The following is a 25,998-nucleotide window of genomic DNA, read 5'->3' on the forward strand; positions in this document are numbered from 1 at the left end:
TAACGGTTATTTATGCAAATCAAAACCCTTTAGTAATCTATCTACTTGATTTTTCTTGCCTCGTAATCCTATTCCAACAAGATTCAGTTCATCTGTTTTGAATTTTGCGACCACTGCACGATTATCCTCATCATTATAGGTATTAAACAATTCTTTGGTGTATATTGTAGTAACTACGTCTTTTGTTAGAGCTTTTTGTAATAGCTCATTCATAAGTCCGCCAGTAGAAGAATATATCACAATTGGTTGCTGTGACATGGGTAAATATTGAGCACTATCCTTATCTAAATAGGGTTGTCCAATAATATTTTGAGTTCCCGCAATTCCACTCATTAGGAATGCTGTTACGTTTAATTTTTGCCACATTTCAAGGTCGTCCCTTAAAACAATTTTAATTTTGGTATCAAATTCCATGATTACTCTCCACCTTTCTTTTTTAACGATTGATAAACGATGCTATTCTTTCTCTCAAAGGGAAAAGCTACTACAGTTTTAATGGCACTTTCCGTAAGTAATTTCCCTGCAAAAATGTTTCCAATAATATTAGCCCCACCGTAAACGAATAGCATCAAACTGATGGTATTTGAAGAGATCTTCGTAACGACTTGAAGGTATTTTAAGTACTTTTCCTTTATTCAGGTCTATAATCATATACAATAGGGCTTGAAAAACATACAATGTTGAATACCACGCAAGGTTACACCAATTGCATACAAATATATATCTAAAAATTTTAGGGGGTATAGTATATTATTGCATTTTTAGAATCCCATTATTTTTTTTACATAGTTACAATTTTCTTCGGATGTTAACTGTTCCAGAAGTTTAAATGCTACATCGAATGCTGTAGACGGGTTATAGGAAGTTATAATGTTCTTATCGATTACAATCGGTTGGTTAACTACATGGACACCATACGTCGCTAATTCCTTTTGTCTTATTCCATCTTTCAAATTGTATGAGGTTGCTTTTCTACCATCCAGCACGCCGCTTTTCGCGACGGGAAGGGATGCGACACAGATCGAGGCGATAATCTTATTTGCTTGATCAAATTCCCTAATTATATTCAGGAATTCCTCACTATAAGCATCCTGATAAAACCCGGCTTCTTCAAATCCTCCCGGAATGGCTAAGGCGTCAAATTCATCTACATCAACCTCATCTAGTGTCATTTCGGGAATAACGGTGAAATTAAACGTACATTTTAATGTGTCTCTGGTTCCAACAGTTACCAGCTTAGTTGAACCATCTCCCGATGACAGATTCCAGCCAAAGACATCTGTAAATACGCTTGCCTCCACCGCTTCAAAGCCATTCGCAAGGAGCAATAAAATTTTTTTCATGAATGTAACTCTCCTTTTGTTTTAATCGTGTCCGTATAAGTTAGAAGCATAGTTGTCGCTTCGTAGTAATTCATAGATTGCCAACCTTCGATTGCAAATAACCAATTCCTGTTTCCTGTGGAACGCATCACACTAAGACCTTCGCGTTTCGAAGATCACTTGTAATAAAGCAGGCGCTACACTCTCGCATAGGCCTGCCACCACTTTTACCCAAAACTAATTTTCAACGTTGAGCGGCTGTTCTCAGATGATTACCGCTGAGGCTTATAAGTTAAAACAGTAACACCTGAGCGGAACGTCTTGGTTTCAACATGTTGTAAAATCTTCCGATCATTGTGGTCATTAAAAAGGCGTTTACCCTCCCCTACCACAATAGGGAATACCATGATTCGATACTCATCAATAAGATCATGCTGCATCAGCGTGTTAACTAACTGGCAGCTGCCGGCTACCAAAATATCTCTTCCGGGCATTTGCTTTAACTTCGTAACTTCTTCCACGAGATCTCCCTTAATCAACTGGGAGTTATTCCATGAAACTTCTTGCAAGGTCGTAGAAACAACAAATTTGGGGTAGTTGTTCATTCGATCGGCAAAATCATCTGGAATCACAACGCCTTTGGCTACGGTGTCTTTCACTTTTGGCCACGCCGCTGCAAAACCTTCGTAGGTTACCCGACCCACTAGAAGCGTGTCGCATGCCTTCAGTTCCTCGTATTTAAATTGATTCTGTTCATCCGTATTGAACTGGAATGTCCAATTCGGTTCCTCCATGACACCATCCAATGACACGAATTCAGATGCTATAATTTTTCTCAACTTTTTTACCTCCTAAGTATATTGGTTGAAAGCCGGTACCGGAGCTCCATTTGGCCCAGCTTCTACTAGTACAACGAACGGGAAACGATAGAATCGACAAACTTAAACAGTTATTTTTTTAAAACATGATCTAGTATGAAAATTATCAAGGAGCGGGGTTGAATGACAGGTTATTTTACACTCGGAAAGCAACTGACTAAGGTTGGCGTGTTTCGAAAATTACTTCCGGGAATTGTTTTGACGGTCCGTCGAGCAGTGCGATCGCAGTGTCCTTTAGATGTTTATCGAAAAATGCAACAGTGTAGGCGTTGATAATATCATGCGCTCGTTTTCCGATCGGCCCGCCGAGTCCGAATTTCGAAGAAATCGGGGATATCCGGGTTAGGTCCGTTAAATCGGCGTGAAACATCCCAGGTACCTGCACGAAGTAACCGTCTCCCGGCAAGCTATTATATACCGCGCGCATAGTGGTCTGAGTTACCTCGATATCTTTCTCCGTCCAACCGCCGGCTTTTTGTCTTTCAAGCCGCATCGTGTCGGCGTCCCGGGTAATCCACATGCCTGGTTGCTGCAATCCGTTCTGAACGACATCTGCGGTCATATCAACATCCATCACGAGGCAGGCCTTAAGGCGCGGATCTTTTAAACAGGCTTCGGCACCAACCGTACCGCCGTATGATACGCCAAACACACCCATACGCTGCAGATCAAGCCTCCTAGTCAAAATATTGTTCGGGTCATCGTTATTTATAGATGTTAGCTGATTAAGAACGAAGCTGACATCTTTCGCAAAATACGGGATAACCCCATCCTTGATTTCCTCAGTGTTCACGAGAGTCGTTCCTTCAGGAGGAGTTCCATGTTCCCTTAGATAATCCATCCTTGGTTTTGAAAGTCCTGCTATTTGCCGTCCATCCGGAAATCTCACCGACGCTGCAACACCTGGCTGGTCGATGCCCACAACGATGTAGCCTTGTGAGACCAATTCTTCAACCTGATAGGTATTCATTTGGCGGTAACCCGTGAGTCCTTCCAAAAAAACAAGCACCGGGTAGTTGGGCTTATCATCCGCTATGGGAGCTGACGAAGAAGAATTCGTGGTCACATATTTGAGGTGTTTCAAAAAAAATCCTGGAAAATTGTGCAACCGGGCCAGAGCTGTTGCAACTGCGTCGTAGTCTTGTAAATATGGTACATTCGAATAGGCTGAGTCCTTCTTGGCTGGATACCATACCTGTACCATCAAATCACGATTCGCATGTTTATCTGAACCGAAAACTTCGTGGCGGCTTATGTCAGTCCAATGGTAGGTTACTGTACCGATCTCATAGGGTCCGTTAGGGCGGGGGAAATGAAATACAGGAAAAATACTCGGTAGCGCTGCCGATATTCCCAAACCGATGGTGCCCAGTGTGATTGAAAAAACTGTGACAAAACGCTTCATGACGATCCGTTTAACGCTCCTTCCCGCTTGCGCATAGCTCTGCAGCAACCAAACGAACAAAAAAAGTAATGTCAGCACGTAAGCTGGAGCCATTTGCCATCGCGCGCCCTCTATTAGTACTTGCATAATTGCGATAAATAGGGTGGTGAGCATTACAAGCCCCTTCCAGCGAACGGCATGAAGCCGCGGAACGATGAGCATCAAAAATGCCAGAAGATTGGCAAATAATAAAAATACTTCGAACGGTCTCATACTCTCGTCCCCCAAATATCATTCATTGATTGGCTTTTAAACGAACACTTCTCGATTAGACGCAGCGAAATCACTAAACCTGCGAAGCTCACGGCCTTTATGAGCCACCATGTCGAAAGGCTCGCCCATTGCATGTCCTGACCGATAGTAACGATAAAGATCCAATAAACGATGAGCAGAGCTAATACCCATTTCATTTTGATATTCAGCATCACCGATGGCTTCATATCGTATTTCCATCCCAATGCTTTTCGACAACTTTTGGGCCGCCTGAGAATAGCTAAGAGCCTCAGGGCCGAACATTTCGTATGAGTGGTTTATATAAGCCGGATTGACTAGTGAATCCGCTGCAATGGTAGCGATGTCGCAAGCATCGATGAAGCTGACAGGCGTGTCTCTGCAAGGCAATCGAACAACTCCGGCCGACTTTATCGAAGGTAAGTAGTATGTGGAGAAGTTTTGCATGAAAGCGGTGGGACGTAAAAATGTCCATGTAGCGCCTGACGATTCGATTGCCATCTCCACAGACCGGTGAATACATCCAATCATATAATCTTGCCTTGCGGCGCCAAACGCGGAGACCTTCACGATATGCTCAACACCGGCTTTGACGGCTGCTTCGACAATGCGAAGTTCGGCGCCGAGCTGATCCATCATGTCGGGCGTGATGAGAAACAACTTGCGGATGCCTGCCAATGCATCGACAAGACCTTTACCAGTCATGACATCAACGATAAAATGCTCCATGTTTTCCGAATATTGCGGTTTGGAACGGCTTCCCAAGCGAATAAGTTCATTTATGGGCTCAAGCTCTTTGGCGACCAAACTCCCGATCGTTCCGGTGGCGCCAAGAACGAGGATTTCACGATCTCTTTTTCTCGACAACTCTATCATCCCTTTCACTTTTATGATCTCGGCCTAGTGTTTGCGATTTTTCAGAATGATTACGTTAAAAAAATGAATGAATATTTATTTTGTTCATTCATTCTTGGACATAATAATACCTTCCACCTTTCCTGCATTAACTCCCGAATAGAATTGGATGAGCGGCGGAAAAAACGTGGATCCAAATGTCTTCAATAGATGTATCGATATAGGCTAGTAGAATTTCACCACCTCCTGAATGAATATATTTTTTATTCATTCACATTAAAACATAATCACATTTTACCGTCAAGACACCGAGACTTCTTACTGCTGTAAAAAAATATCCCGGCATTCCTTAGCATGAAGAAGCCGGGACATTAGGTTATCGTACCCACTTATTGCTTTAAAGCCAAAGCACCTAAAACTGAAGATGCTCATACAAGATTCTAGCTAAAATTTAAATCCATACCGTACTGTTTCAGGTTCAACTTTTTCGCTACCGCTTGAGAAGCAAAATTATTCCATGCGGTGCTATATAAAGCGAGGCGCCCCTGGTTTTGGATCTCGGCTGCCCATGCTGCCGTAACCTCCATCCCGTAGGCTCTGCCGCGGAAATCCGGAGCGGTGTGCAGACTCGCTTCAGCAGCAGTCGATGAGCTTCTGGCACTGCAGCACAAGGACACAACAGCTTGATTTTGGACAACGGCGAAAACGGGTTGACCATGGGTAACATCATCGACAAAATCAGAAAAATACGGTTCTATAAGTTCGATATTCATCTGAGTAATTTTTATCGCTTGCGTAGAACGACCTCTCATATCAGGGAATACATAGGCTGGTCCCATGTAGACTTGATCAACGGGTTTCTCCTGACTTAAAATACGTATCATATCAGCCATATTCACTCGATTTGGAGCATCCAGCCAAGGTGCGTTTTCCACAAACCGTTCCAGTTCGTTTTTAATGTCTTCACCCAAAGTTTCATGGTACCTTACAACATTACCTTGCTTGGTGATACCCATGAAAAATCGAGGTGCGCTCTTAGCACTAGGTTCGTTAATTGTAGTCATGCGACCAACCTCATTGAAGTTAAACAGGACGCTTGCTTGGGCTTCCATAAGTTCAAGGTCAGACGGTAGAAATAGATTATTCATCTCCATACCCCTTTTTTGAGGGGAAATACGCTGGTTTTTGGGCTAGAAGGCGCTATCCCCTGTGAATAGTTTTGCCCCATTTGTTGTGTTATTCATCAGACCACCCCCAAAAGAAATGTAAGCACTGTACCTTTGAAAACTCCTCTTGACAGCTATATAAGTTGAACTAATGATTTGCTAATTGACTCGATTCCATCCGAACGTTCAGTCGATCAATGATCTTCATCGGATCTAGCATAATATTGTCCATAAATTCTAGCGGATGTCATCTACAGTGTGATAGAACACATTAGTTTGGCGTGATGGATACGGGCATTATTCATATTTTCGATAGTGCAGTAATATGTCATCAACCGATTGCTCCGGCGACTGTTCTGAGGTGTCCAACCAATATCCGATTTTAGGAGTTTTTTGTAAAAAATCAGAATACAATTGTTCTACCGTAAAGCCAGTGTACCCGACTTTTCCTCGTGATTTTTCCCGCTCTTTTACTACCTCAACCGTTGGACACAGCACAACTAACTGGACCGTATATCCCTTTAACTGTTCCAGCATATAGGATAGTTCCTCTCCATAGTAATTGTCCTGTAAAACAACAGAAAATTCATTGTCATAATAGGTCTTAGCTGCCTGTGCAGTTAAATGATACCGCAAATATAGCTGGCGGATTGCCTCTTCGGACGGCTCAGCGGACATATCTTCACGGCCGGAAACAATCATTCGGCGGAATACATCGCCATGCAGATGAACGCCTTTTCCCAATTTGGAAGCCAGAAGCTCCGCTACCGTTGATTTCCCTGAGGCCATGACGCCTGTAATTAAGTATATCGCTTTTTCCATATCAAGTTAACTCCTCTTTTATAAAAGCTTATTAATTAATTTTTAATTATTTCGGTCATCGAATGACCTTGATGCGCTTCCACTTACCTTGTTTATAGCGGAATAGGAAAAACACAGCCGACTAGGGGAGCGATGAGCCGCAACAGGGCGCTACGAGTAAAGAGCGGCTTAACGCATGTCAAGGTTTCATCTGACATAGATCCGCACCCACGAAAAATTATTTACCATTAACCATTTTTTCAACCTCATTACATAATTGTTCCAATTTGTAAATGGACATTATAATATCCTCAGATGCCAAAGAGAAAATTTCATTTACTCGGTTGCGATAATCTATCGGAGCTATTGTAAAACTGCCAATTCGTAAAGTCGCCTTTTTTTCATTCAAACAGTAAATATCGTTTGCAGCAAATAAGACTTGATTTAATGCGGATATAGATCGGAATAAGTGTCCAATTATATAATATAGATCATTATCCCTCGAATAGTTTTTTGCAAGCGAACAGGAAAATTTAGCTTCGAACAGAAAAAAAGAAATGAGGGCCTCTTTTAAACTGTCTGGATAAATTTCCGCTTGGCTTTTTAACTCTGTAATATCGTGATCTCTCGCATAAAGAATTTTGCCGTACGCCAATTCTCCACGATACATAACATTTATATACGCATGAGGATGACCCGGCTGATAATGAGAAGATATTACCCCTCTGTCTGTTTGAGCAACACATTCTTTCACTCTCTCCACGTCGCGCAGTATAAAATCCACGTGATATCCGTCTATGATGAGCCACCCGCCGCCGTTCACCCAGTTTCCCCATTCTCCCTCGCGACATATCAAGTTTTCTCTATGGGTATCGTCTAACTGTTTTGCTATATTGTTCAATTGATCAAAATCAATCGATCTTTCGTAGTAGATCCCGATATCAATATCGGAAATTTCTGTTGCCGTTCCTGTAGCTCTGGAACCCCCTAAAGCAATGCCTTTTACGAATGGACATTCTTGCAGTTTAGTTGCGACTCTTTTTATTATATGCTCCACCATAGCTGCTCCACCTCCACTGATAAAAACCATATTATTCTCAGATATAAGCGAGAAATTTTAATTATACGATTACATGAGCCTCGTCTAAATGATACTTGTCGTCATTTTTCATTTCAATATCCTAAACACTTCGGTGGTATTTTGTATAAAATAAGGGGTTGCATCTCTGCAACCCCCTGCCATTACTTTTGATATATAATTTTCCGAATAGTATAAACGGATAGACAATATTTATTAGCAAGATCTTCAATAGTAAATCCATTGCTATATTCTTGTAATATCTTACAATTTCTTCGGTGTAATTCTATCCGATAACCGGATAATTCTCCCCAACGTTTTCGCTGCCTGGGACTAGCAGGGACATAGATATATCCTCCTTGGATATAGTCTTGCAACTCTTTAAGTAATGCATCGGGAAGAATTGCTTTTGCATTTACATATTTCATACAGGCTTCCTCCTTGATTATAAAAATCAAGTAGCAAAGCCAGTGTAATTGTTAGCGATTATTATTACTCCATGCAAGCATCGCTAATTACTGGCTTTGCATGGAGCCAAACTTGGCCTTCTATAATCATAATATCCTTCCTTTCAATCGTGAGTTATGATCCAGAACTGAATACATTATAACTCAACTTTCGCGAAGCAAAAACCGGCTTAGAGCATTGACCTCCATCGGCCTGGAATTGACACGGTTCATGAAGGCGGGACATTGATTCGAATGTGATAAAACTTCTTGTAAAACACGTTGTGGACGACATCGCTCTTGAGCCATTTCCATAGGCCTTCAACCAGATTGAGATCAGGTGAATTCGGCAGAAAAATGAACTGCAGCCGCTTATTCTTTTGCAAATAGGCTTGCACCTGTGCGGCATGATGAATTTTGCCGTTATCCAGAACCATCACAATTTTGCCCTTGGGATAAGCCTTCAGAACAGAATCGAGGAACTGAATGAAAGCGTGGGCATCGTACCGTTCACCGTCTCGGTAAAGTACCTGCCCTGTCTCGTAATTTAGAACGCCAAATAACTTCGCGCCTTCATGTCGGCCATAAGTCGGAACCTTTCGCTGCTGACCAACCGGGAACCAGTTGTATTGCAAGGACTGGTACGCCCGAATCATGCATTCGTCTTCGAATAGCAAGGCTGCTTTTTATGCAACATAGCTGGTCAATTAACATCGATTTCTTTTCCAAGCTGCAGTTTGTACTCACTGAGGGACATGCCAAAATGCTTTTTAAATCGCGTGTAAAAATAATTGTTTTTTTCAAGACCAACCTTTTCGATGATCGTCGACAAAGGCAGTTTGGTGTTGCGCATATATTCGTCCAGCTTTTGCATGCGGTAGTCAAAAATGTATTGCGCAATCGACTGCCCGTGTGCTGCTTTGAATAAATGGCCGACATAGTTCGGAGATAAGCGCAATTTTTCGGCAATGGAGCTGAGGCACAATTCGGTGTTGGAATATTCCTGTTCCACCATTTCAATAATGCGCTGCATCAGAAGGTCGTTGCTATTGGATGTGTTTTTGATCGCCGTTATCTTATTGCTGAGCTTTTGTAAAAACGCATTCATCAAAATATCAATTTCTGCTCCCACTTCTGCATGCTGTATATCTTGCAAAAACTCCTGCAAAGTTAAATCCTGATTATCCTTTATGGCAGGCACTTTACTGAGCACGCCCGAATAGATTCTGTATATCAAATGTACAATGCAGAACAAAATATCGTTATAGGTATATTGATACAGCAGTTTACTAATAGAATCGTAGATCGCACTGGCTTCTTCATAGTCACCCTCCAGCACTTTTTCGATAAGTTGTTCTTCCTTTTTGGCTGAAACGTGGAAATCATCGGTATTGATTTCATCCATCATGTAGGGAGTAATGATGCAACCATGTCCATAGCGCATTTTTAAGAGAATCGAGCCTTTCATATTATTATACATGCTGGGTAAATGCTCCAGCCCCTGGAACATTGTGCTGTACGCCATAGACAGCGAAATATGAAGACACTTTTGCGTATTCCATTGTATTTCGCGTAAAAAACGTTCTACTTTATCCTGCAGTAATTTATATTGCGATACAGTGTCACAATCCATAAGCATCACAAATTTATCGGAATCACAGCTGAAAATTTCGCAATTACCGTAATTCTCAGCAATCTCCGTTGCGATATTCACTATCGCATACCGCAATGCCCAACGTTCCTTCTGACTATTTTGGGACATAAACTGACTGTAATTATCAATTTTAAATAGGCACATACACAGCTGATTGGAGACGATATAATCCAGATGCAAGTCATGCAGTTTTTCCCGCACTGTTGCCATTGAGTACGTTGTACTTTCGCTTAACAGAGCATTTAGAAGATCTTGTTTAGCAGCATAACCTGTTTCACGCATGATTTTATCGAGCTGAAAGTTTTGCTCCTTCATGGATTCAAATACAGACAGAATAACTTGAAACTCTTCCGTTCCAGAAACAAGAGGATTACTTTTTTCGGGAACTTCCCCGTTAATAATTTTCGTCATTGCTTGAATAGGACTGTTCAGCCTGCGTGCCAAAAACAGACATATCACCGCACTAAAAATAAATACGGCTACTACTATACCTGTAGCAACGATGGATGCAGTAATGACATCTTTGAAAATCTTTCTGACGGGTGTAACACCCATGATGTACCAGTTGTTTGCATTACTTTTGCTGCTCGAAACAAGGTATCTGATCCCGTCAATTTTTTGCACCTGATTGATGTTTCCGTCCAGTTGCTGTGCTTTCTGGGTTAGTGCGCGCACTTGAGTCATGTCATGACCGAACTCCGGTGAGAGCGCCATACTTAATATAGAACCGTTTGTGTCTACCACAAAAAAAGACGTTTCCGGTACAGGATCATGACCATTGATGGCTTGGATAGAATCAGTAAGCGCTTTCGTTTGAATGTTGACAACAATGGCATTTTTCAAACCAACTGCAGTGGCGCCAGGTTCAAATAATATATATGAGCATACATTTGCTGATTGAGTTGCTTCATTTACAGATGCCACAATGGGGCGACCACGATACTCAGCTACAAAATGTTTGTCTGTTAACAGCTTGGCAATCGTCTGATCTGAAAATGCAGATGCTGACTTACGTTCGCCGCTTCGTGAGGAATAAAACAAATCCAACCCCGCATTGTAAAGATACACACTATCGATGTTATTCAGTGTTAGAAAGTGCTTGTCTATGACCTTACTTGCTAAAAGAGACACACGCTCATCACTTTCATTCATGTTTAAAAATTGGATGATATCTTTGTCGCTATAAAGGGCATTGCCTAATTTTTTTGCGGCCTCATCAAGATAGGTAATACTATAATTCGATTGCGCAATCAATTTGTCGTTATACCGATTAATCATCGTAATCGTGGTCCGCAAATACGTAATCGTCAAAAATAACGTAAGTAAAACAGTAATAATGATGGCGATAATTAAAAAAGAAATAAATGATTTCCGCTGAAAGCTCGTACGATGAGTTTTTTGATTTGAGAGCTTCATTGCGACCTCCTAGCAACGACTTCCTAGTATTAACTTCCTACTCATTTTCTAAATTTTATTATAATGTTATGTAAATTGCGGCTCAACGATTTATAACACTTTGTAGAAATCGTTAGTTTTTAGAGACGCCTTGTGTTGAAAAACAAAAAGAATAACATATTTGTTTGTTGAGCAAGCTTCCCTCTCTTGGCTACAGTGATATCAGACATGCTAACAATGCAAAGAAAGGGGGGGAAACAAATGAAGGCGATTACAAATCTATCTCACAAATCTCACAAGAGTAAATCCTACAGAGCATTGCGCAGCGCGCGTCGTCAGGCACCTTTCTATTTCATGATGGCGCCGGGTTTAATCTTTATAACGATCTTATTTTACATTCCGATGGCTGGCGTTATCATTGCCTTCAAGAATTATAATCCACGCGATGGTATTTTCGGAAGTCCATGGATGGATCCGCTGTTCAAAAATTTTGAGTTTTTCTTTAAATCCGAAGCAGCACGAACCGTTACCTTCAATACGCTTTTTTACAATCTACTAGAGGCTGTTACTGTTACGCTTTGCGCATTGGCACTGGCTATTCTATTAAGTGAAGTAAAAAACAAAGTCGTTTCTGCTACCTATAAAGGTTCGATTTTGCTGCCAACCTTTCTCTCATGGGTTGTTATCCAGTACATTCTGTTCAGCTTGCTGAGCGTTGACCGTGGTATTGTCAACAACATGGTTACCGCAAACGGCGGAGAAGCCATTTACTGGTACAGTGAGCCGTTTTACTGGCGCATCATCATGCCAATTGCCTACCTATGGAAGAATGTTGGTTACTATTCGGTGCTGTATGTAGCGGCGATTGCCGGGATTAACCCTGATTATTATGAAGCTGCCCAGCTAGACGGTGCTTCAAATTGGCAACGAATTAAGCACATCACATTGCCGCTTTTGAAACCGACAATCATTGTTCTTTCACTGCTTTGGGTTGGTAAATTATTCAATGGTGGTCTAGGCGATTGGAATGGATTCTACACGCTTCCGAATGATGCAGGTGCTCTTTACCCAGCAACAGACGTGATCGATACACTTGTATTCCGCTCGCTGAAAAAGGTGAATGATTACGGTATGGCGTCGGCAGTTGGTTTATATCAATCGGTAGTTGGTTTCTTCCTTGTGTTGATCTCTAACTACATCATTAAAAAGAAAGATCCCGACAGTGCACTATTTTAATCGATAAGAAAAACGTCTATCGACGTACCTCTAAGAAGACAGACCGCATTTAGCGGAAGTTTTTCTTGCGACATCAGGAAGCCGACTCCGCGAAGTTTATACTTTCTGATATCTTCAGAAGGGATGGAGTCTGCAGTTTCTGATCGATCTGCAGAAACGGATGATGTCTAAAAAATAGACTTAACGCCGTTTTTACTTGGGAGGGAAATCCATGCTTCTGAGAAAGCTACATTTTTCAAAACTAGCAATTCATCTTATTTTCATTATATTGAGCCTGGCCTGCATTGTTCCACTGCTTCTGGTTGTATCCATATCGTTTACTGGCGAAAAATCGTTGATGCTGGACGGGTATCACTTCTGGCCCAAAGAGTTCAGCGCAGCAGCTTACAAGTATGTATTCAGCGGAGCGAGCTCCATTTTAAATGCATATGCAGTTACGATTTTTGTGACCGTTGTTGGTACGTTTTTGCATCTGCTGATTACTTCCATGTTGTCGTATTCATTGACACGTCCCGAAGTGACTTATCGCAAAGCACTCACTTTTTTTGTATATCTTCCGGTTCTGTTTAACGGTGGTCTCGTTCCGCAGTACATTTTGCTGACGCGCATCCTGCATCTGAAGGATACCATCTGGGTGCTGATTATCGTCTATCTGGTGTCGACGGTTAACGTGCTTATTATGAAAAACTTCTTCCGCACGATTCCGAATTCACTGATTGAGTCGGCGCGTATAGACGGTTCGGGTGAAATCCGCACGTTTTTCAAGATTGCGCTTCCGCTGTCCAAACCGTCGCTGGCGACCATCGGTTTGTTTGTAGCCATTGCATACTGGAATGACTGGATGACCGCCTCATTGTACATCGAATCACCTAAGCTACGCCCCTTGCAATATCTGCTTCAATCTTTAATGAACAATATCGGATATTTACAGTCGAACGCGCAAGCTTCACAGTCGATGGAGTCAGCTCTTGGCATGCTGCCAAGCGAAGGCGCGCGCATGGCAACCTGCGTACTCGCCATCGGTCCGATTATTTTGCTGTATCCTTTATTGCAGAAGTACTTTGAAAAGGGCCTGACCATAGGCGCTGTGAAAGAGTAATTTTACCGGAAACCAACCCGGAAAATTAAATAAATCATAGGGGGAAACGACAATGAAAAGATTTTCCGCGATTTTGTTGTCTGTAACGATGCTGTTTACAGTGATGCTGGCCGGTTGCGGACAGAAAGACTCGGGCTCTTCCAAGAAAGAAACCGACACAGGAGGAGATAAACCGGTTGAGCTCACCTTCTACATGATGAACAGCCCTGTCAATGATTTTGACCGCGTCATGAAGAAAGCTAACGAAATCATTACCAAAGAAATCAACGCAAAACTGAATCTGGTTCTGGTAGACAGCAGTACGTATGCCGAGAAAATGAACCTAATGATCAATTCAGGCGACGATTGGGATCTCTCCTTCACTGCAAACTGGGGTGGCATCAACTTCTTTGAAAACGCCGCCAAAGGAGCTTATGCCGACCTGACTGACCTCCTTCCTAAATATGCACCGCAAACTTATTCACGTATCCCTAAAGGACTGTGGGAAGGCGTTAAAGTAAATGGCAAGATCTATGGACTCGTGAACTATCAACAGTGGGGCACTGCCAAACGAGAGGGCTTTAAATTCCGTTCTGATCTTGTAGATGAAACAGGTTTTGACTGGAAAGCCTTAAAAGGCAAGCCTACAATTGAGGTACTCGAAAAGATCGGACCTTTCCTTGGCGATGCTCTGGCAAAACACCAAGGAATGATCGGGTTTGAAACCAGCTCCGTTGAAAGCTTGTATGCCAGCAATCCGCTGTTATGGAACATGGAATCCGTAGGGGATATTAGCATCCCTGGCTGGATTAATCTTGACAAACCAGACACCGTCATCAACCAGTTTGAGACCCCGGAATTCGCTAAATACTGTGAAATTATGCGCGACTGGTATAACAAAGGTTATGTGCGTAAAGATGGCGCCACGGTAAAAGATACTTCTCCTGACCGTAAAGCAGCCAAATTTGTCGCTGAGAAAACTGGCAGCTGGCCGGACAGTATCGACTATCCAGGTAACCCTGATGCCAGCAATATGTCTATGACTAAAAGCGCAGGTAATGCTCCTGCAGTGTCCGTTTCCACCACTCGCACTATGATTCCTGCGGGCGCTGCTTCTACTGCAGCTATTGCGATCAATTCCAACTCAAAACACATTGAAAAAGCATTGCAGCTGGTTGAGCTGCTCAACACCAACGATGAACTGTACAAACTGATTACGCTCGGTGAAGAAGGCGTTGACTACAAATACGATGAAAATGGCAAGTTCACTATGATTGAAGGAAAATACAATTTCAACTTTAACGAATGGCAAATGGGTCAATCTTACAGCCCTAATTTCAACCGTGCTAATTATGACAAGAACAAAGATGGTGAAACTCAAAAAGAGACCCAAAAATTTGTCTATGAAGCTGACAAAACAGCAGAGATTTCACCAGTAACGGGCTTTGTATTCGACCCTACTCCTGTCAAAACTCAGGTTGCAAACTGCGCTGCAGTTACCAGTGAGATTATTCCGGCACTCAGCTCCGGCTCGGTAGATCCCGCTAAAGCATTACCCGAATTCCTCAAGCGCCTGAAAACTGCCGGCGTGGAGGACATCATCAAAGAGAAGCAGGCTCAATATGACGCCTGGAGAGCAAATAAATAATTTCCCATTTCCTTGTGAAATCCGGTGTGTTGCGTCTTAAAGTACACCGGATTTCTATTCTAATATGACTGATTGAGAGGAATCCGGTATGCGCTATTCTCTAATGTGTAAATCTTTTACTGGCAGTGAAGTGTTAGACTGTGAAAAAGTTTCGGTGAATCTGGAAAACAATCAATATACTTTTTCAAAGGTTCCTTGCAGTGCTTCGATTGTAACGCAACTACTTCCGCATGGGCAACGAGTGGATATTACCTTGTCTTTTCATAAAGATACAACCGATCCGGTGAATTTTTCATTTTCTATGGAAACGGAGCAATGGAAAAAAGACAATTATGTGTTGATGCCCGGCGCGGTTTATAACGGCAATCGCTTTGTAAGCATGCCTCTTCAATATCCGCCTTACTATCAACCTGCGGAAAATTGCTCTTATGCGGATGCCGAAGTCATTACGAGTATCCCCCATCTGGATTTTGAGAAGATGCAATCTCAAATTTCCTTACTCTCTGGTGATATGGCATCTCCTTTATGCGGGTTTTATGATTTTAACCGCCAATCCGGTTCGGTTTTATTGGGAGAACATCAATGCAGCAGTTATTATACGGGCTTTACAGTACATGAAAATCAAACCGATCGTGAGGCCTCTTTTGTGCTTTCTGTTCCGGGGGTACGTGAAACTAAAGCATATTTTTTCGGGGATCAAAATGATGGAAAAGGCTTTCGTCCAGACGCCTCAGCTCCTTCGCATGATACTGGCGCTTTGTTCAAACAAGGTGATACGTTTACTCTGACTGCCTGCATTTTTCATTGGCATCAAATATCTTTATCGGACTTTTTTAAGCTGGTAAACGGCGCAAAAATCACTCTGGAGAACCCGACGAATTTTTATAACGTACCGTTTTATAAGGCATATACAAGTATCAAAGAAAAATACCAAAGAGAGAACTTTACAAAAGAAGGATATTACTCTGTAGGAACCGACTGGAATATACCTCAACAGTGTTGGCAGGCTGGCTGGATTGGCGGAGGCATCAACTGTTATCCGTTTTTAGTGGAAGATACGTCCGAGGCACAGCAGCGTGCCCTTTCAACTCTCCGCTTTATATTTTCACGCTTGCAGCATCCTAGCGGATGGGTATTTGGCATGTATGGAAACGGAAGATTTTATGGCGACGGCGGCGACATTAATCTTGACACTATTTTGCTGGTACGAAAAAATGCCGATTTGCTTTATTTCGTGCTGAAACAACTATTCTGGCTTTCGAATAACGGACATTCCACGATAGAGTTTGGGCAGCCAGTAAAGGCCCTTTGCGATGCATTTGTGCGGCTGTTCCGAAAACACGGCCAGCTCGGACAGTTTATTGATATTGCTGCAGAAAAAATATTGGTGGGCAATTCTGCCGGAGCATCTATGGCTGTTGGCGCACTGGCGCTCGCAAGCGAATATTTTCAATGTACGGAATATCGCGATGTTGCAGAGCAGCTCGGTGAGTATTATTACCGCAACTATGTCAAAAAAGGGATGCTGAACGGCTGTCCCGGCGAAATCTGTCAGGCACCGGACAGCGAGGCGGCGTTCGCAATGCTGGAAAGCTACGTACAGCTGTTTGAAACGACGAAAAAAAGCATTTGGCTCGCTTATGCCGAGGAAACCTGCGAAATTGCCATGACTTGGGTGATGAGCTATGACTTTGTGTTCCCTGTGCACAGTACCGCTGCAAAGCGCGGTGTGCACAGCAGCGGCACGGTGTTTGCCAACGCACAGAATAAACACTCTGCGCCGGGAATCTGCACCCTTTCAGGCAACAGTCTCCTCAAGCTGTACCGCTTTACGGGCAGCGTGAAATATCTGCACCAACTTTGCGCCATTGCCCACAGTTTACCGCAGTTTGTATCTCTGGCTGAAAACCCGGAATATACGCTCGAAAAGAAATATTTGCCTGCAGGCTATATGAACGAGCGCGTGCAGACAAGTGACTGGGAAGGTAAAGAAACCGTTGGGGAGTTCCTCTATGGTTCCAACTGGCCAGAGGTTTCCATGCTGCTTACCTTTGTGGAAGTACCGGGCGTCTATGTGGATTTTACAAGCCGTATATTGCAAGTTTTTGACCATGTCGAATGTTATGTTACAGAGTGGAATTCAGATTCTGTTTTGCTCGAAATGTATAACCCAACGGCATACGCCACAATGGTCACATTGCTTGCTGACGAACGTACAGACACAAAGCATGTAACGCATAACTACTTTGAAAAAATGAAAACCGTTCCACTTTCAGCCGGACAACGGATACAATTTGAACTGAAAAAATAGCAGGAGGATTTTCTTATGTTGAATATTGGTATTATCGGATATGGCGTGCGGATCGACATGTTAATGGACGATTTGTTCGCACTGCCTTATGAAGTCTGCATCAAGGCAGTAACGGATACCAACCACGAACGCGTGCGGGCTTTGATGAAAAAAGACGGCTCACAAGAAACGATGCACAACATGGAAATCGATAAAATCGACGGACTTATGCGAAGCTGCGAAATGAATCCAGATACCATTAACTTTTATACGGATGCAGACGAAATGCTGGATAAAGAGAAGTTGGACGGCGTGATCGTTGGTACGAACTGCAGCACGCATACTTATTTCGCTAAAAAAGTGCTGAATCGCAACCTGCCGCTATTTTTGGAAAAACCGGTGGCTACTTCGATGGAGGATCTGAGAATTCTAGCCGAGTGCGAAGCGAAAGCAACGGTTCCGACGGTTGTTTCTTTTCCGCTGCGTGTCACACCGCTGGTTCAGGAAGTAAAGCGCATTCTCGATGCTGACACGATTGGCAAGGTGGAACATGTACAGGCGTTCAACGATGTAACCTATGGTTTTGTATATTTCCATGACTGGTACCGCGATGAGTCTGTATCGAAGGGACTTTTTCTGCAAAAGGCAACGCATGATATCGATGTCATCAACTATCTGCTCAGTGAAGAACCTGTAAAAGTTTGTGCCATGAAGTCCAAACAGATTTATAAAGGCGATATGCCAGCAGGCCTGCGCTGCAGCGAATGCGACAAATGGGAAACCTGCATGGACAGCACTTACAATATCATAAATCTGCGCAATGACACTCCGCGCAGCGATTATTGCGGCTTTGCAGTAGACACCGGAAACGAAGACTCCGGCAGCATGATTGTAAAATATGCGAGCGGCATGCACGCCATGTATTCGCAGAACTTCTTTGCCCGCAAAGGCGCCGGGCGACGTGGTGCGAGGCTGTACGGCTACAAAGGCACCGTAGAATTCGATTTTGTCACGAATGAAATCAAGGTATTTGACCACATGAGCAACAAAGTAACCGCCGTGCGTCTTGATGATCAAGGTTCGCGTCATGGCGGCGGTGATATTGTACTCATGCGCAATTTTGTACACCTGATGCAAGGCAAAACCACCCAATCCGTTGCCCCTCTGAAAGACGGCATCCGCAGCGCCCTTGTGTGTCTGCAGGCCAAAGCTTCTTCCGAAAGCGATCAATTTTATCCCATCACTTTATAAATCAAACGAAAAAAAGGTGCGACACGTTAATAGCCGAATATGACCAAGAGCTTGGGTTCCCCCAAGCTTTATTCAGTTCCCTTCGATTTCGCGGAATTCCACCTTAGCGACATCTTCTTTTCGTGTGATTAGACGATCAATGGAACATGTTTTAGGCGGCAATACTTCAGCCATATAAATTGCCCCTTTCAAATCAATACAAAATTCTGGACTTGTAAAGACAAACATCATAAGGAAAAATATTATGACTGCGTTGACTGCGTTCCTTCACCAACAGTTGTTGCGAACTTCAAACTTTCCACTACCAGTGTTCGACCATGCCTCATCGATGATGTTAAGGCATCAATGTGATCGGAACATGAACAGAGTATTACAAGACAGGGAATACGCCCATTCCAACAATCAGGAATTAGCCCCGCAACTTTTGCGGATAACAAGCTTGGTAGGAACGGTAACGTGAAGTGCTGCTTCTCTACCACTTTCGATTCTGTCTACTAAAAGCTTTACCGCGGTCGTCCCCATCTCTTCAGACAGGACTTTCACTGTCGTTAAAGGAGGGTTGACATATTGTGCTATATCTATGTCGTCGATACTCACGATTGCGACATCCTCAGGAACTTTTAAACCGAACTCATCCAAAGCTCGAAGCGCTCCGATAGCCATCGGGTCGCTGGCAATTAGAAAGGCTGAAGGAATATCGCCTTGTTCGATGGCATATTTCATTTGCTGATATCCCGCATCCGTCCCCCATCCCCCTGTATGGAGATCTTTGTCCCGAAACCAACCTCTCTCCATCATTAGAAAACGATACGCTTGTTGCCGTTCATCAATATAATGCTGCTTATTATCTTTAGAGAAGACGTAACTTGTTCCTCCGATGTAACCGATTTTTTCATGACCCAGTTCAAAAAGATGTTCCATTGCCTGTTTTGCCGCCTTTTCCAAATCAAACACGACGGCGTCGCATTGATCGGAGCTAATATGATCCACGGAAACCACATGCAAATTCGGGTCCTTGGAATTCGTAATAAACGAAGTGTTTACTTTTCCAATTGCGATCATACCGTTCAAATCGGATAAATCCATATCTTGACTTGAACCTTCGACCCAGCGAAATACTCTGTGAATCTCTATTCCGCGTCTGAGACACTCCCGTTCCACGCCGAGGCGGATAGACAAGTAATACGGATCGGAGTACTCCAACTGCTCCGAACACCAAATAAGGAGACCCACTTTAATATCAGGCTGCTCCTTAGTTTTACGCTTACGCTCTGTTTTGCGGTAATTCAGTTTCTTGGCAATTTCAATAACTTTATTTTTTGTCTCTTCCGGCACATTAAAAGAAAGATCGTTATTGAGCACTCTGGAAACAGTCGCGCTCGATACCTGCGCTAATTCGGCAATGTCCTTAATGGTAGCTATCTCAATCACACACTTTCCATCACTATACTCAAACTGTATCCCCGGAATTGTCTTTCCTGGATATGGACTCCTATGTACATCATTAATTATACCTTTTTAAATTCCAAGTTGCGAACTGAATTGCCGATATTTTCATGTCAGAAAAACATCTACCGACGATCTTGCCAAGAAGCGAAGGCAGCGTTCCAGTAGTTTTTCTTGCGAATATAGAATGTTCAGCTCAATTGAAAACTTTTAGCTTCTATGAATAGAAAAGGCTCTGTTAATAGTTATTGTTGATTTTCTCCAAAGAATGAGCCACCTCAATTGGATGGCTTGAATTTCCGTTTTTTAAACAAATCTCATTTAATTAAAGACCTTATAAATGTATAACCCCATCCTAAAAATAGGACAGGGTTAAGATAAAGTTGTTTGATTTTTGATAAAGAACACTTCGCCGAACTTAAAACTTGCCAATAAAGTCGTTTAGCACGAAGATACTTCATCATGAAGTTACTTCTGCACAATCTGAATAAGGTTGCCGCATGTATCGTCGAAGACAGCTATTGTGAGTTCGCCCATTTTTGTTGGCTCCATTGTAAAATTCACGCCGTTTTCCAATAATCGTTTATGCTCTTTATTAATATCTGCAACGCCAAACATCGTTGCCGGAATGCCATCGGCAAATATCTTCTTTTGATACTCATTGGCTGCAGGATGGTCATTCGGTTCGAGTAAAAGCTCGGTACCGTCTTGCTCACCGGGAGAAACGAGCGCTATCCATCTAAATTCTCCGACGGGAACGTCATGCTTTTTTACAAAGCCCAGCGTTTTTGTATAAAACTCCAATGCCTTGTCTTGATCTTGAACGAATATACTGGTAACAATGATTTTCATAATGTTTTGCCTCCTTTGATATTTGCGACTTTGGTGCTTTGCTAACAATCTGGCTCCAATCAGAAAAACCCATACATTCTTCGGAAATTTTAATTAAAATTACTCTACCCATCCTTTCAGCAAATTTTTAAGTGGTTCGTTGTTGAATATAATCACTCGATATTTTCCCTTTTTTTTTGATTTTACGAGCCCTGCATCTTCCAATGCAGAAAGATGTTTAGCAATCGCCTGTCGCGAAATGGAAAGGTCGTGCTTCATAATGAGTCGTGCCGTAAGTTCATACAACGTCAGCTCGCTGCGTTCGGATAGCTCATCTAACATCAGCCGCCGAGTCGAGTCGCCAAGTGCTTTGAATATAGCGTCTTTGTTTCTATCCATATATCGAGTATAAGCAACTCAAAGGTTGCCTGTCAAGTATAAACAACTTTATGGTTGCATGATAAAGAAACCTTGTCATGCAATCTTAACAAGTTAAAGTCACATAATTGTAGTTTGAACCCCATGTTAAATACCGCCAACTTACATGAACGGATTCTCTATCCAGTTTTTTAATCGGGAATGCAGCGCATTGACGTATTGGAAATATATCTAAATATCAACAACAACGTTAAACAGAGCCAATAAAAAAACCTGTTAATCTAGTTTCTACTAGATCAACAGGTTTTATACTTTCAGATTAGCAGCGGACTAATCCATTCACTATCAAACGAGTTTCCCGCAGCTTTCCCGAACCATCAACTCTGTAGCTACATTCGCATGCAATGAATAGTCCCTGCCAGTCAGGCGGTCAATCATCAGCTTCACGGCCGTGCATCCCATCTCTTCCGTATACACTTTGACTGTTGTAAGTGGAGGATTGACGTACTTGGATACATCAATTCCGTCTATGCTGGTTATCCCTACTTGTTCCGGAATTTTAATATCCGATTCATGCAGTGCCCGCAAAGCGCCGATTGCCATGAGATCGCTGGCCACAAAAAAAGCCCTTGGAAGATTGCTTTTTTCTATGGCTTCCTTCATTAACCTGTACCCTTCTTCTGCTCCCCAACTGCCTATGAACATGCTCTCTTCCTTGAACAGCCCGCGTTCTTCCAACATCATTTGATATGTCTTCTGCCGTTCGTCTTGGTAAAACTCAATCCCGTCCGGTGTTTTGATGTAACTTCTTCCTCCAATGTAACCGATTTCCGTGTACCCTAACTTCAGCAGATGCTCCATCGCCTTACGGGCTGCCTCGGAAATATCAAACCGAACGGAATCATGCTCATCGGAGGACCTGTAATCCACGAAAATGATAGGGAAATTCGGGCGAAGCCGTTTTGGATCCAGGCTAATCTCGACTTTGCCGACAACGATCAACCCGTCTATATCCGAAAATTCGATTTCAGGGCTGGTATCATCAATCCAACGGTATATTCGTTGGATCGTCACGCTTTGTTTGGTGCATTCCTTTTCGATCCCTTGCCGGATGGACATGTAGAAAGGATCGGAAAATTCAAACTGCTCGGAGCACCAGATTAACAAACCGATTTTCCAGTTCTTTTTTATGTTCAATTCGTTTTGTTTTTTGCTTGGTCTTTGACGATAGTTTAATGATTTGGCGATCTCGAGGATGTTTCTTCTGGTTTCTTCCGATACGTTGAAGGAATAATCCTTGCTTAAGACCCGTGAAACGGTGGAACTCGATACCTTTGCTATTTTTGCAATTTCTTTTATGGTGGCGATAAGAATCACACACTTTCCTTGGGGTTACTACACTACCCCTACGACTATTTTCTGGCCCGGTTCCACGCAGAGGCGAATTGAACTGACGGTTCCAGAGCCATAAACATGCTGAACCTCCGCTTGACATTCAGTGCCATCTACGGACAATGCGCCCCATTCGCCCGGAAAACGGGCTTCCCAAACAAATCCCGAACCGGAGGCGTTTACCAAGATGCTTTCCTGGTTGTTTCTATGCGTCAGGTGAATTTCATTTTCCCATAAAGGAACATTCATCGCCGTAGCCCATTCTAAGGGATTTATACGCGGCAAAGTCACCAATACCCGATCAGCCGCATTCGGAGCCATGCCCATCATTCCGGTGATTATAGAAGAGATAACGCTGTAGGACACTTCAGGATATGACCGTCTCGACGTATGTGGCGAGGAGAGATCCAGCAGCATTGAGTATGCGATTTCATGCAATCCATAGTTGTAATAGATTTCCGCTAAATAAGAACGTTCCTCTACATTGTTTCCGCCATGTTTGACTACATCGAGCAGCGCGGAATTCATCCGAACACCTTTCTTCACCAAACTGAAATATAAAGGCAAATAATGGGCTGAAGCGTAATATGCCGTATAAGGCGAACCATCCTGCATTATTGCTCCGTTAAAACGTCCTGCCTTCTCATTCCACCATTCTTGATTATATTTCTCGCGGATATGTGCAGCCTTTTGGGTATATTTATGTGAAAGATCTTGATGGCCGCGCAGCGTCTGGATTTGAGAATACGCGCGGTACCCGGCATAAAGCGCCGCCACGAGATCACCGCCCACAAGCGGATGAAGGCCGTCTTCCACATAAGAAGCAATCCCTCTTCGGCCGTAGTGGACATAATGTTCTGGCAGCCCGTCGCCATCTTTATCCCAACATCTAACATAGTCGGTTACCGAACGGTCATAAAAGTAGAGCATTTCGGGTTTTTCAATATAATCCTTATCTCCAGTCCACTGAAATTGCCGTAAACAACAGTCGACCAAATCGAAGTTAGCAGGCAAATTATACCAAAAGTCACCGTCATTTTCATAATCCACAGGTGCAGGAACTCCATCCTTTGTAATTTCCCAATAGGAGCACCAATCTCTGTCTGCGCTAATATGCCTGGCAAATTGGTATAGCATGTTCTTGTTATGTTCCCGCAATCCCAGCAAATGCGCTCCAGTGCTTTGATGAGCTACGTCACGCATACAAAATGCGTCCCTCCCGGGCAAAGCGGCCTCATACCATGGTCCGACCGGATCATCGGCATGGGCGTACAACAGGGCTTGCTTTTTAGCCCATTCAAAGGTTTCATTTAACTCGGAGCTGGAGGAATCGAAAGTGATATGGCCGATGGGCAGCGTATTCATTTATTACACCTCTCTTTTGATCAAGGCAAGACCGGCACCCGGAATCTGAAGGCTGTGAATGCCTGCGCTGAAGTTCATCTTGTAGGAATCGACCACGTCACCACGGACGTTGCGGATTTCTACTTCGGCCGCTCCCATATCTTCGGCGATCTCAAGAACCAGCCGCGCATGAAACGTGCCGTTCACGACAATAAGACTTTCCGGGACTTGAACTCCGACGCGGATCACCATATCATCATATGCGCATATAATCCGTTTCTCCGCCGTTTCCGCACAGACGGTAGCATACAGCGAGTCCGGTTTGCCCGGTTTAAATTCTCCTTCAATCAAGGCATCGCGGTGCTCATGCCAGAAAGACAACCAAAAGGATACCATTTCCAAATGCTCTGTCGGGATTTGGTCCAGCTTTACGGAAATTTGCGGTACGGAAAACAATATATTAATCAGCTGCAGCGCGGCGCTTTCCAATGGCTCATTCGGATTCCACATGATCATATCCGAATGGACCGCAGTGTCGCCGCTGAGAAGTCTGACATCTATCGTCCGAATACGATTCTCGACGGCATCGTTGGGGCAATCGGTAGCCCGAAGCATATTCCCGTATTTTTTCATCAATGGTCCGACATAGTTCTGGCGGAATTCAATCAGGATATCCGGTTTGATTGCCTTTAACCTTGTAATCACGTCGCTCATCAACCGGTCAACGGCTTCCGGTACGGAAGTAAAGTCCATCTCGGGATCCCTTTTGTCTTTGGTCTCTTCCGTCGCATAAAAGCTGTCCACGAAATCCAACTTAAATCCATCCAGATCCCAATCGCGAACGGCCTTTTCATAAAGTCCGATCGTATATTCGCGAACTTCGGGATATCTTGGATCAAGCACTCCGGCACCAAGATTTTCAAACACGGTCAACATTTTATGTTCAAACCGGTGCCAGGCATCGCTTTTCATTCCAACAAACGGTACGGAATACCATAACATGTATTTCAAGCCGATCGCATGCACGCGTTCGACATGGGCCCGCATATCGGCAATTTTCTCTGCGCAAACAAGCCAATCCCCGCAATACGAATACCCTCTGGCGTTATCGGAGGTTTGCCATCCGTCGTCGACAATGACCATCCTGCATCCAAGATCTTGTGCAAGGCGGCATTGCCTTTCAACTTCCTCGGGATTCAGTTTTTGATGGAAACTGTACCATGTGGAATATACGGGCAGCTTTGCCGCTTCCGGAACGGGTGCCGGTTCAAATCCCGGAAGGGATGCCCACCAGCGCTGTACTTCATTGAGACTTTCATAATAAGGTATATCTCTCGCATCCAGGCGAAGAACGGCTTCATACGTCCGGATCGGAGCCATCGGCTCCGTGAACAGCTTCACCGAACACTTGAATACCGACGTTTCCTCATGCACCCCCGCCAACATTCCAACCGCGTTTAACGCATCGGAATAGGCGAAAGTCAACCGGTTCCGGCCCATCGTATTAAACAGGCAGCCCACAGGAGCAGAATATGTTGCCTTAGAGACAAGCTCACGCTCCCAATCCACATGAAGGCGCCGATTCCGGTATGCGGCTGGATGCCAATAACCATGAATGTCAACAGCGGGAATATGCCATACGATTTCAACGGGCGACGGCTGCACTGGAGCATCCGCTTCCAAACGAATATGCAGCAGCTCGATACCGTCGCTGAAGTTTTGAGATGACAATGAAATTTGAAACGGATGATCCTCGCCAAGAACCGAAAATTGATATGTCCCGGTATTTAACCTGCTTTGTTCTATCTTGATTAGATTCACAGTAGTCCCCTCC

At 43.5% G+C, this 25,998-nt stretch carries 22 protein-coding genes and 1 pseudogene; 5 read left to right on the top strand and 18 right to left on the bottom strand.

Annotation, left to right across the window (positions count from 1 at the left end; all coding sequences use genetic code 11):
- Nucleotides 1-6: 6 nt before the first annotated feature.
- From L6442_RS15195 to L6442_RS15250, 12 genes and pseudogenes are all read right to left on the bottom strand, one after another.
- Nucleotides 7-414, bottom strand: a complete 408-nt coding sequence (locus tag L6442_RS15195) for a DUF2000 domain-containing protein (RefSeq protein ID WP_212977965.1) — start codon at nucleotides 412-414, stop codon at nucleotides 7-9.
- Nucleotides 415-470: 56 nt separating this feature from the next.
- A pseudogene (locus L6442_RS15200) lies at nucleotides 471-617 on the bottom strand (MFS transporter); the annotation flags it as partial.
- Between the two features lie 144 nt (nucleotides 618-761).
- Entirely contained in the window at nucleotides 762-1,343 is a 582-nt protein-coding gene (locus L6442_RS15205; protein ID WP_212977964.1) for a DJ-1/PfpI family protein, read from the bottom strand.
- Between the two features lie 251 nt (nucleotides 1,344-1,594).
- On the bottom strand, nucleotides 1,595-2,161 hold the full coding sequence (locus L6442_RS15210) for a dihydrofolate reductase family protein (RefSeq protein WP_212977963.1): 567 nt from the start codon (nucleotides 2,159-2,161) through the stop codon (nucleotides 1,595-1,597).
- A 196-nt stretch (nucleotides 2,162-2,357) separates the two neighbouring features.
- Nucleotides 2,358-3,857, bottom strand: coding sequence for an alpha/beta hydrolase family protein (locus L6442_RS15215; protein WP_212977962.1), 1,500 nt, complete (start codon nucleotides 3,855-3,857; stop codon nucleotides 2,358-2,360).
- 36 nt (nucleotides 3,858-3,893) lie between these two features.
- The gene (locus tag L6442_RS15220; protein ID WP_212977961.1) at nucleotides 3,894-4,742 is read right to left on the bottom strand and encodes an NmrA family NAD(P)-binding protein; all 849 of its coding nucleotides are present in this window, start codon (nucleotides 4,740-4,742) and stop codon (nucleotides 3,894-3,896) included.
- A gap of 428 nt (nucleotides 4,743-5,170) precedes the next feature.
- Nucleotides 5,171-5,878, bottom strand: coding sequence for a GNAT family N-acetyltransferase (locus tag L6442_RS15225; RefSeq protein ID WP_212977960.1), 708 nt, complete (start codon nucleotides 5,876-5,878; stop codon nucleotides 5,171-5,173).
- Nucleotides 5,879-6,193: 315 nt separating this feature from the next.
- Entirely contained in the window at nucleotides 6,194-6,718 is a 525-nt protein-coding gene (locus L6442_RS15230) for an AAA family ATPase (RefSeq protein ID WP_212977959.1), read from the bottom strand.
- Between the two features lie 217 nt (nucleotides 6,719-6,935).
- Complete coding sequence (locus tag L6442_RS15235) at nucleotides 6,936-7,757, bottom strand: nucleotidyltransferase domain-containing protein (RefSeq protein WP_212977958.1); 822 nt, start codon at nucleotides 7,755-7,757, stop codon at nucleotides 6,936-6,938.
- A gap of 182 nt (nucleotides 7,758-7,939) precedes the next feature.
- The gene (locus tag L6442_RS15240; protein ID WP_212977957.1) at nucleotides 7,940-8,203 is read right to left on the bottom strand and encodes a CD3324 family protein; all 264 of its coding nucleotides are present in this window, start codon (nucleotides 8,201-8,203) and stop codon (nucleotides 7,940-7,942) included.
- A 248-nt stretch (nucleotides 8,204-8,451) separates the two neighbouring features.
- Nucleotides 8,452-8,877 carry an IS630 family transposase gene (locus L6442_RS15245; RefSeq protein WP_212977956.1) on the bottom strand — a complete coding sequence of 142 codons (426 nt, stop codon included), beginning with the start codon at nucleotides 8,875-8,877 and terminating at the stop codon, nucleotides 8,452-8,454.
- A 47-nt stretch (nucleotides 8,878-8,924) separates the two neighbouring features.
- Entirely contained in the window at nucleotides 8,925-11,291 is a 2,367-nt protein-coding gene (locus L6442_RS15250; RefSeq protein ID WP_212977955.1) for a helix-turn-helix domain-containing protein, read from the bottom strand.
- Nucleotides 11,292-11,531: 240 nt separating this feature from the next.
- Between L6442_RS15250 and L6442_RS15255 the strand changes: the two genes are divergently transcribed.
- The 5 genes from L6442_RS15255 (at nucleotide 11,532) to L6442_RS15275 (ending at nucleotide 18,773) form a co-directional block, all read left to right on the top strand.
- Nucleotides 11,532-12,506, top strand: a complete 975-nt coding sequence (locus tag L6442_RS15255; protein ID WP_212977954.1) for an ABC transporter permease — start codon at nucleotides 11,532-11,534, stop codon at nucleotides 12,504-12,506.
- 211 nt (nucleotides 12,507-12,717) lie between these two features.
- On the top strand, nucleotides 12,718-13,605 hold the full coding sequence (locus tag L6442_RS15260) for a carbohydrate ABC transporter permease (RefSeq protein WP_212977953.1): 888 nt from the start codon (nucleotides 12,718-12,720) through the stop codon (nucleotides 13,603-13,605).
- A 52-nt stretch (nucleotides 13,606-13,657) separates the two neighbouring features.
- Nucleotides 13,658-15,232 carry an ABC transporter substrate-binding protein gene (locus tag L6442_RS15265; protein WP_212977952.1) on the top strand — a complete coding sequence of 525 codons (1,575 nt, stop codon included), beginning with the start codon at nucleotides 13,658-13,660 and terminating at the stop codon, nucleotides 15,230-15,232.
- A gap of 88 nt (nucleotides 15,233-15,320) precedes the next feature.
- Nucleotides 15,321-17,543 carry a hypothetical protein gene (locus tag L6442_RS15270; RefSeq protein ID WP_212977951.1) on the top strand — a complete coding sequence of 741 codons (2,223 nt, stop codon included), beginning with the start codon at nucleotides 15,321-15,323 and terminating at the stop codon, nucleotides 17,541-17,543.
- A gap of 15 nt (nucleotides 17,544-17,558) precedes the next feature.
- Nucleotides 17,559-18,773 (top strand): Gfo/Idh/MocA family protein, encoded by a 1,215-nt coding sequence (locus L6442_RS15275; protein WP_212977950.1) that lies wholly within the window; start codon nucleotides 17,559-17,561, stop codon nucleotides 18,771-18,773.
- A 402-nt stretch (nucleotides 18,774-19,175) separates the two neighbouring features.
- On the opposite strand, the gene L6442_RS15280 is transcribed toward L6442_RS15275, so the two are convergent.
- From L6442_RS15280 to L6442_RS15305, 6 genes are all read right to left on the bottom strand, one after another.
- Entirely contained in the window at nucleotides 19,176-20,204 is a 1,029-nt protein-coding gene (locus L6442_RS15280) for a LacI family DNA-binding transcriptional regulator (RefSeq protein ID WP_237100326.1), read from the bottom strand.
- Between the two features lie 483 nt (nucleotides 20,205-20,687).
- Complete coding sequence (locus L6442_RS15285; RefSeq protein ID WP_212977949.1) at nucleotides 20,688-21,071, bottom strand: VOC family protein; 384 nt, start codon at nucleotides 21,069-21,071, stop codon at nucleotides 20,688-20,690.
- Between the two features lie 99 nt (nucleotides 21,072-21,170).
- On the bottom strand, nucleotides 21,171-21,449 hold the full coding sequence (locus tag L6442_RS15290; RefSeq protein WP_212977948.1) for an ArsR/SmtB family transcription factor: 279 nt from the start codon (nucleotides 21,447-21,449) through the stop codon (nucleotides 21,171-21,173).
- A 324-nt stretch (nucleotides 21,450-21,773) separates the two neighbouring features.
- Nucleotides 21,774-22,805 (bottom strand): LacI family DNA-binding transcriptional regulator, encoded by a 1,032-nt coding sequence (locus L6442_RS15295; protein ID WP_237100327.1) that lies wholly within the window; start codon nucleotides 22,803-22,805, stop codon nucleotides 21,774-21,776.
- Nucleotides 22,806-22,823: 18 nt separating this feature from the next.
- Nucleotides 22,824-24,185, bottom strand: coding sequence for a glucosidase family protein (locus L6442_RS15300; RefSeq protein ID WP_212977947.1), 1,362 nt, complete (start codon nucleotides 24,183-24,185; stop codon nucleotides 22,824-22,826).
- Nucleotides 24,186-24,188: 3 nt separating this feature from the next.
- Entirely contained in the window at nucleotides 24,189-25,985 is a 1,797-nt protein-coding gene (locus L6442_RS15305; RefSeq protein ID WP_212977946.1) for a glycoside hydrolase family 36 protein, read from the bottom strand.
- Nucleotides 25,986-25,998 lie beyond the last annotated feature (13 nt).

This window comes from Paenibacillus azoreducens (genome assembly GCF_021654775.1).
GTDB classification, from domain to species: domain Bacteria; phylum Bacillota; class Bacilli; order Paenibacillales; family Paenibacillaceae; genus Paenibacillus_AQ; species Paenibacillus_AQ azoreducens.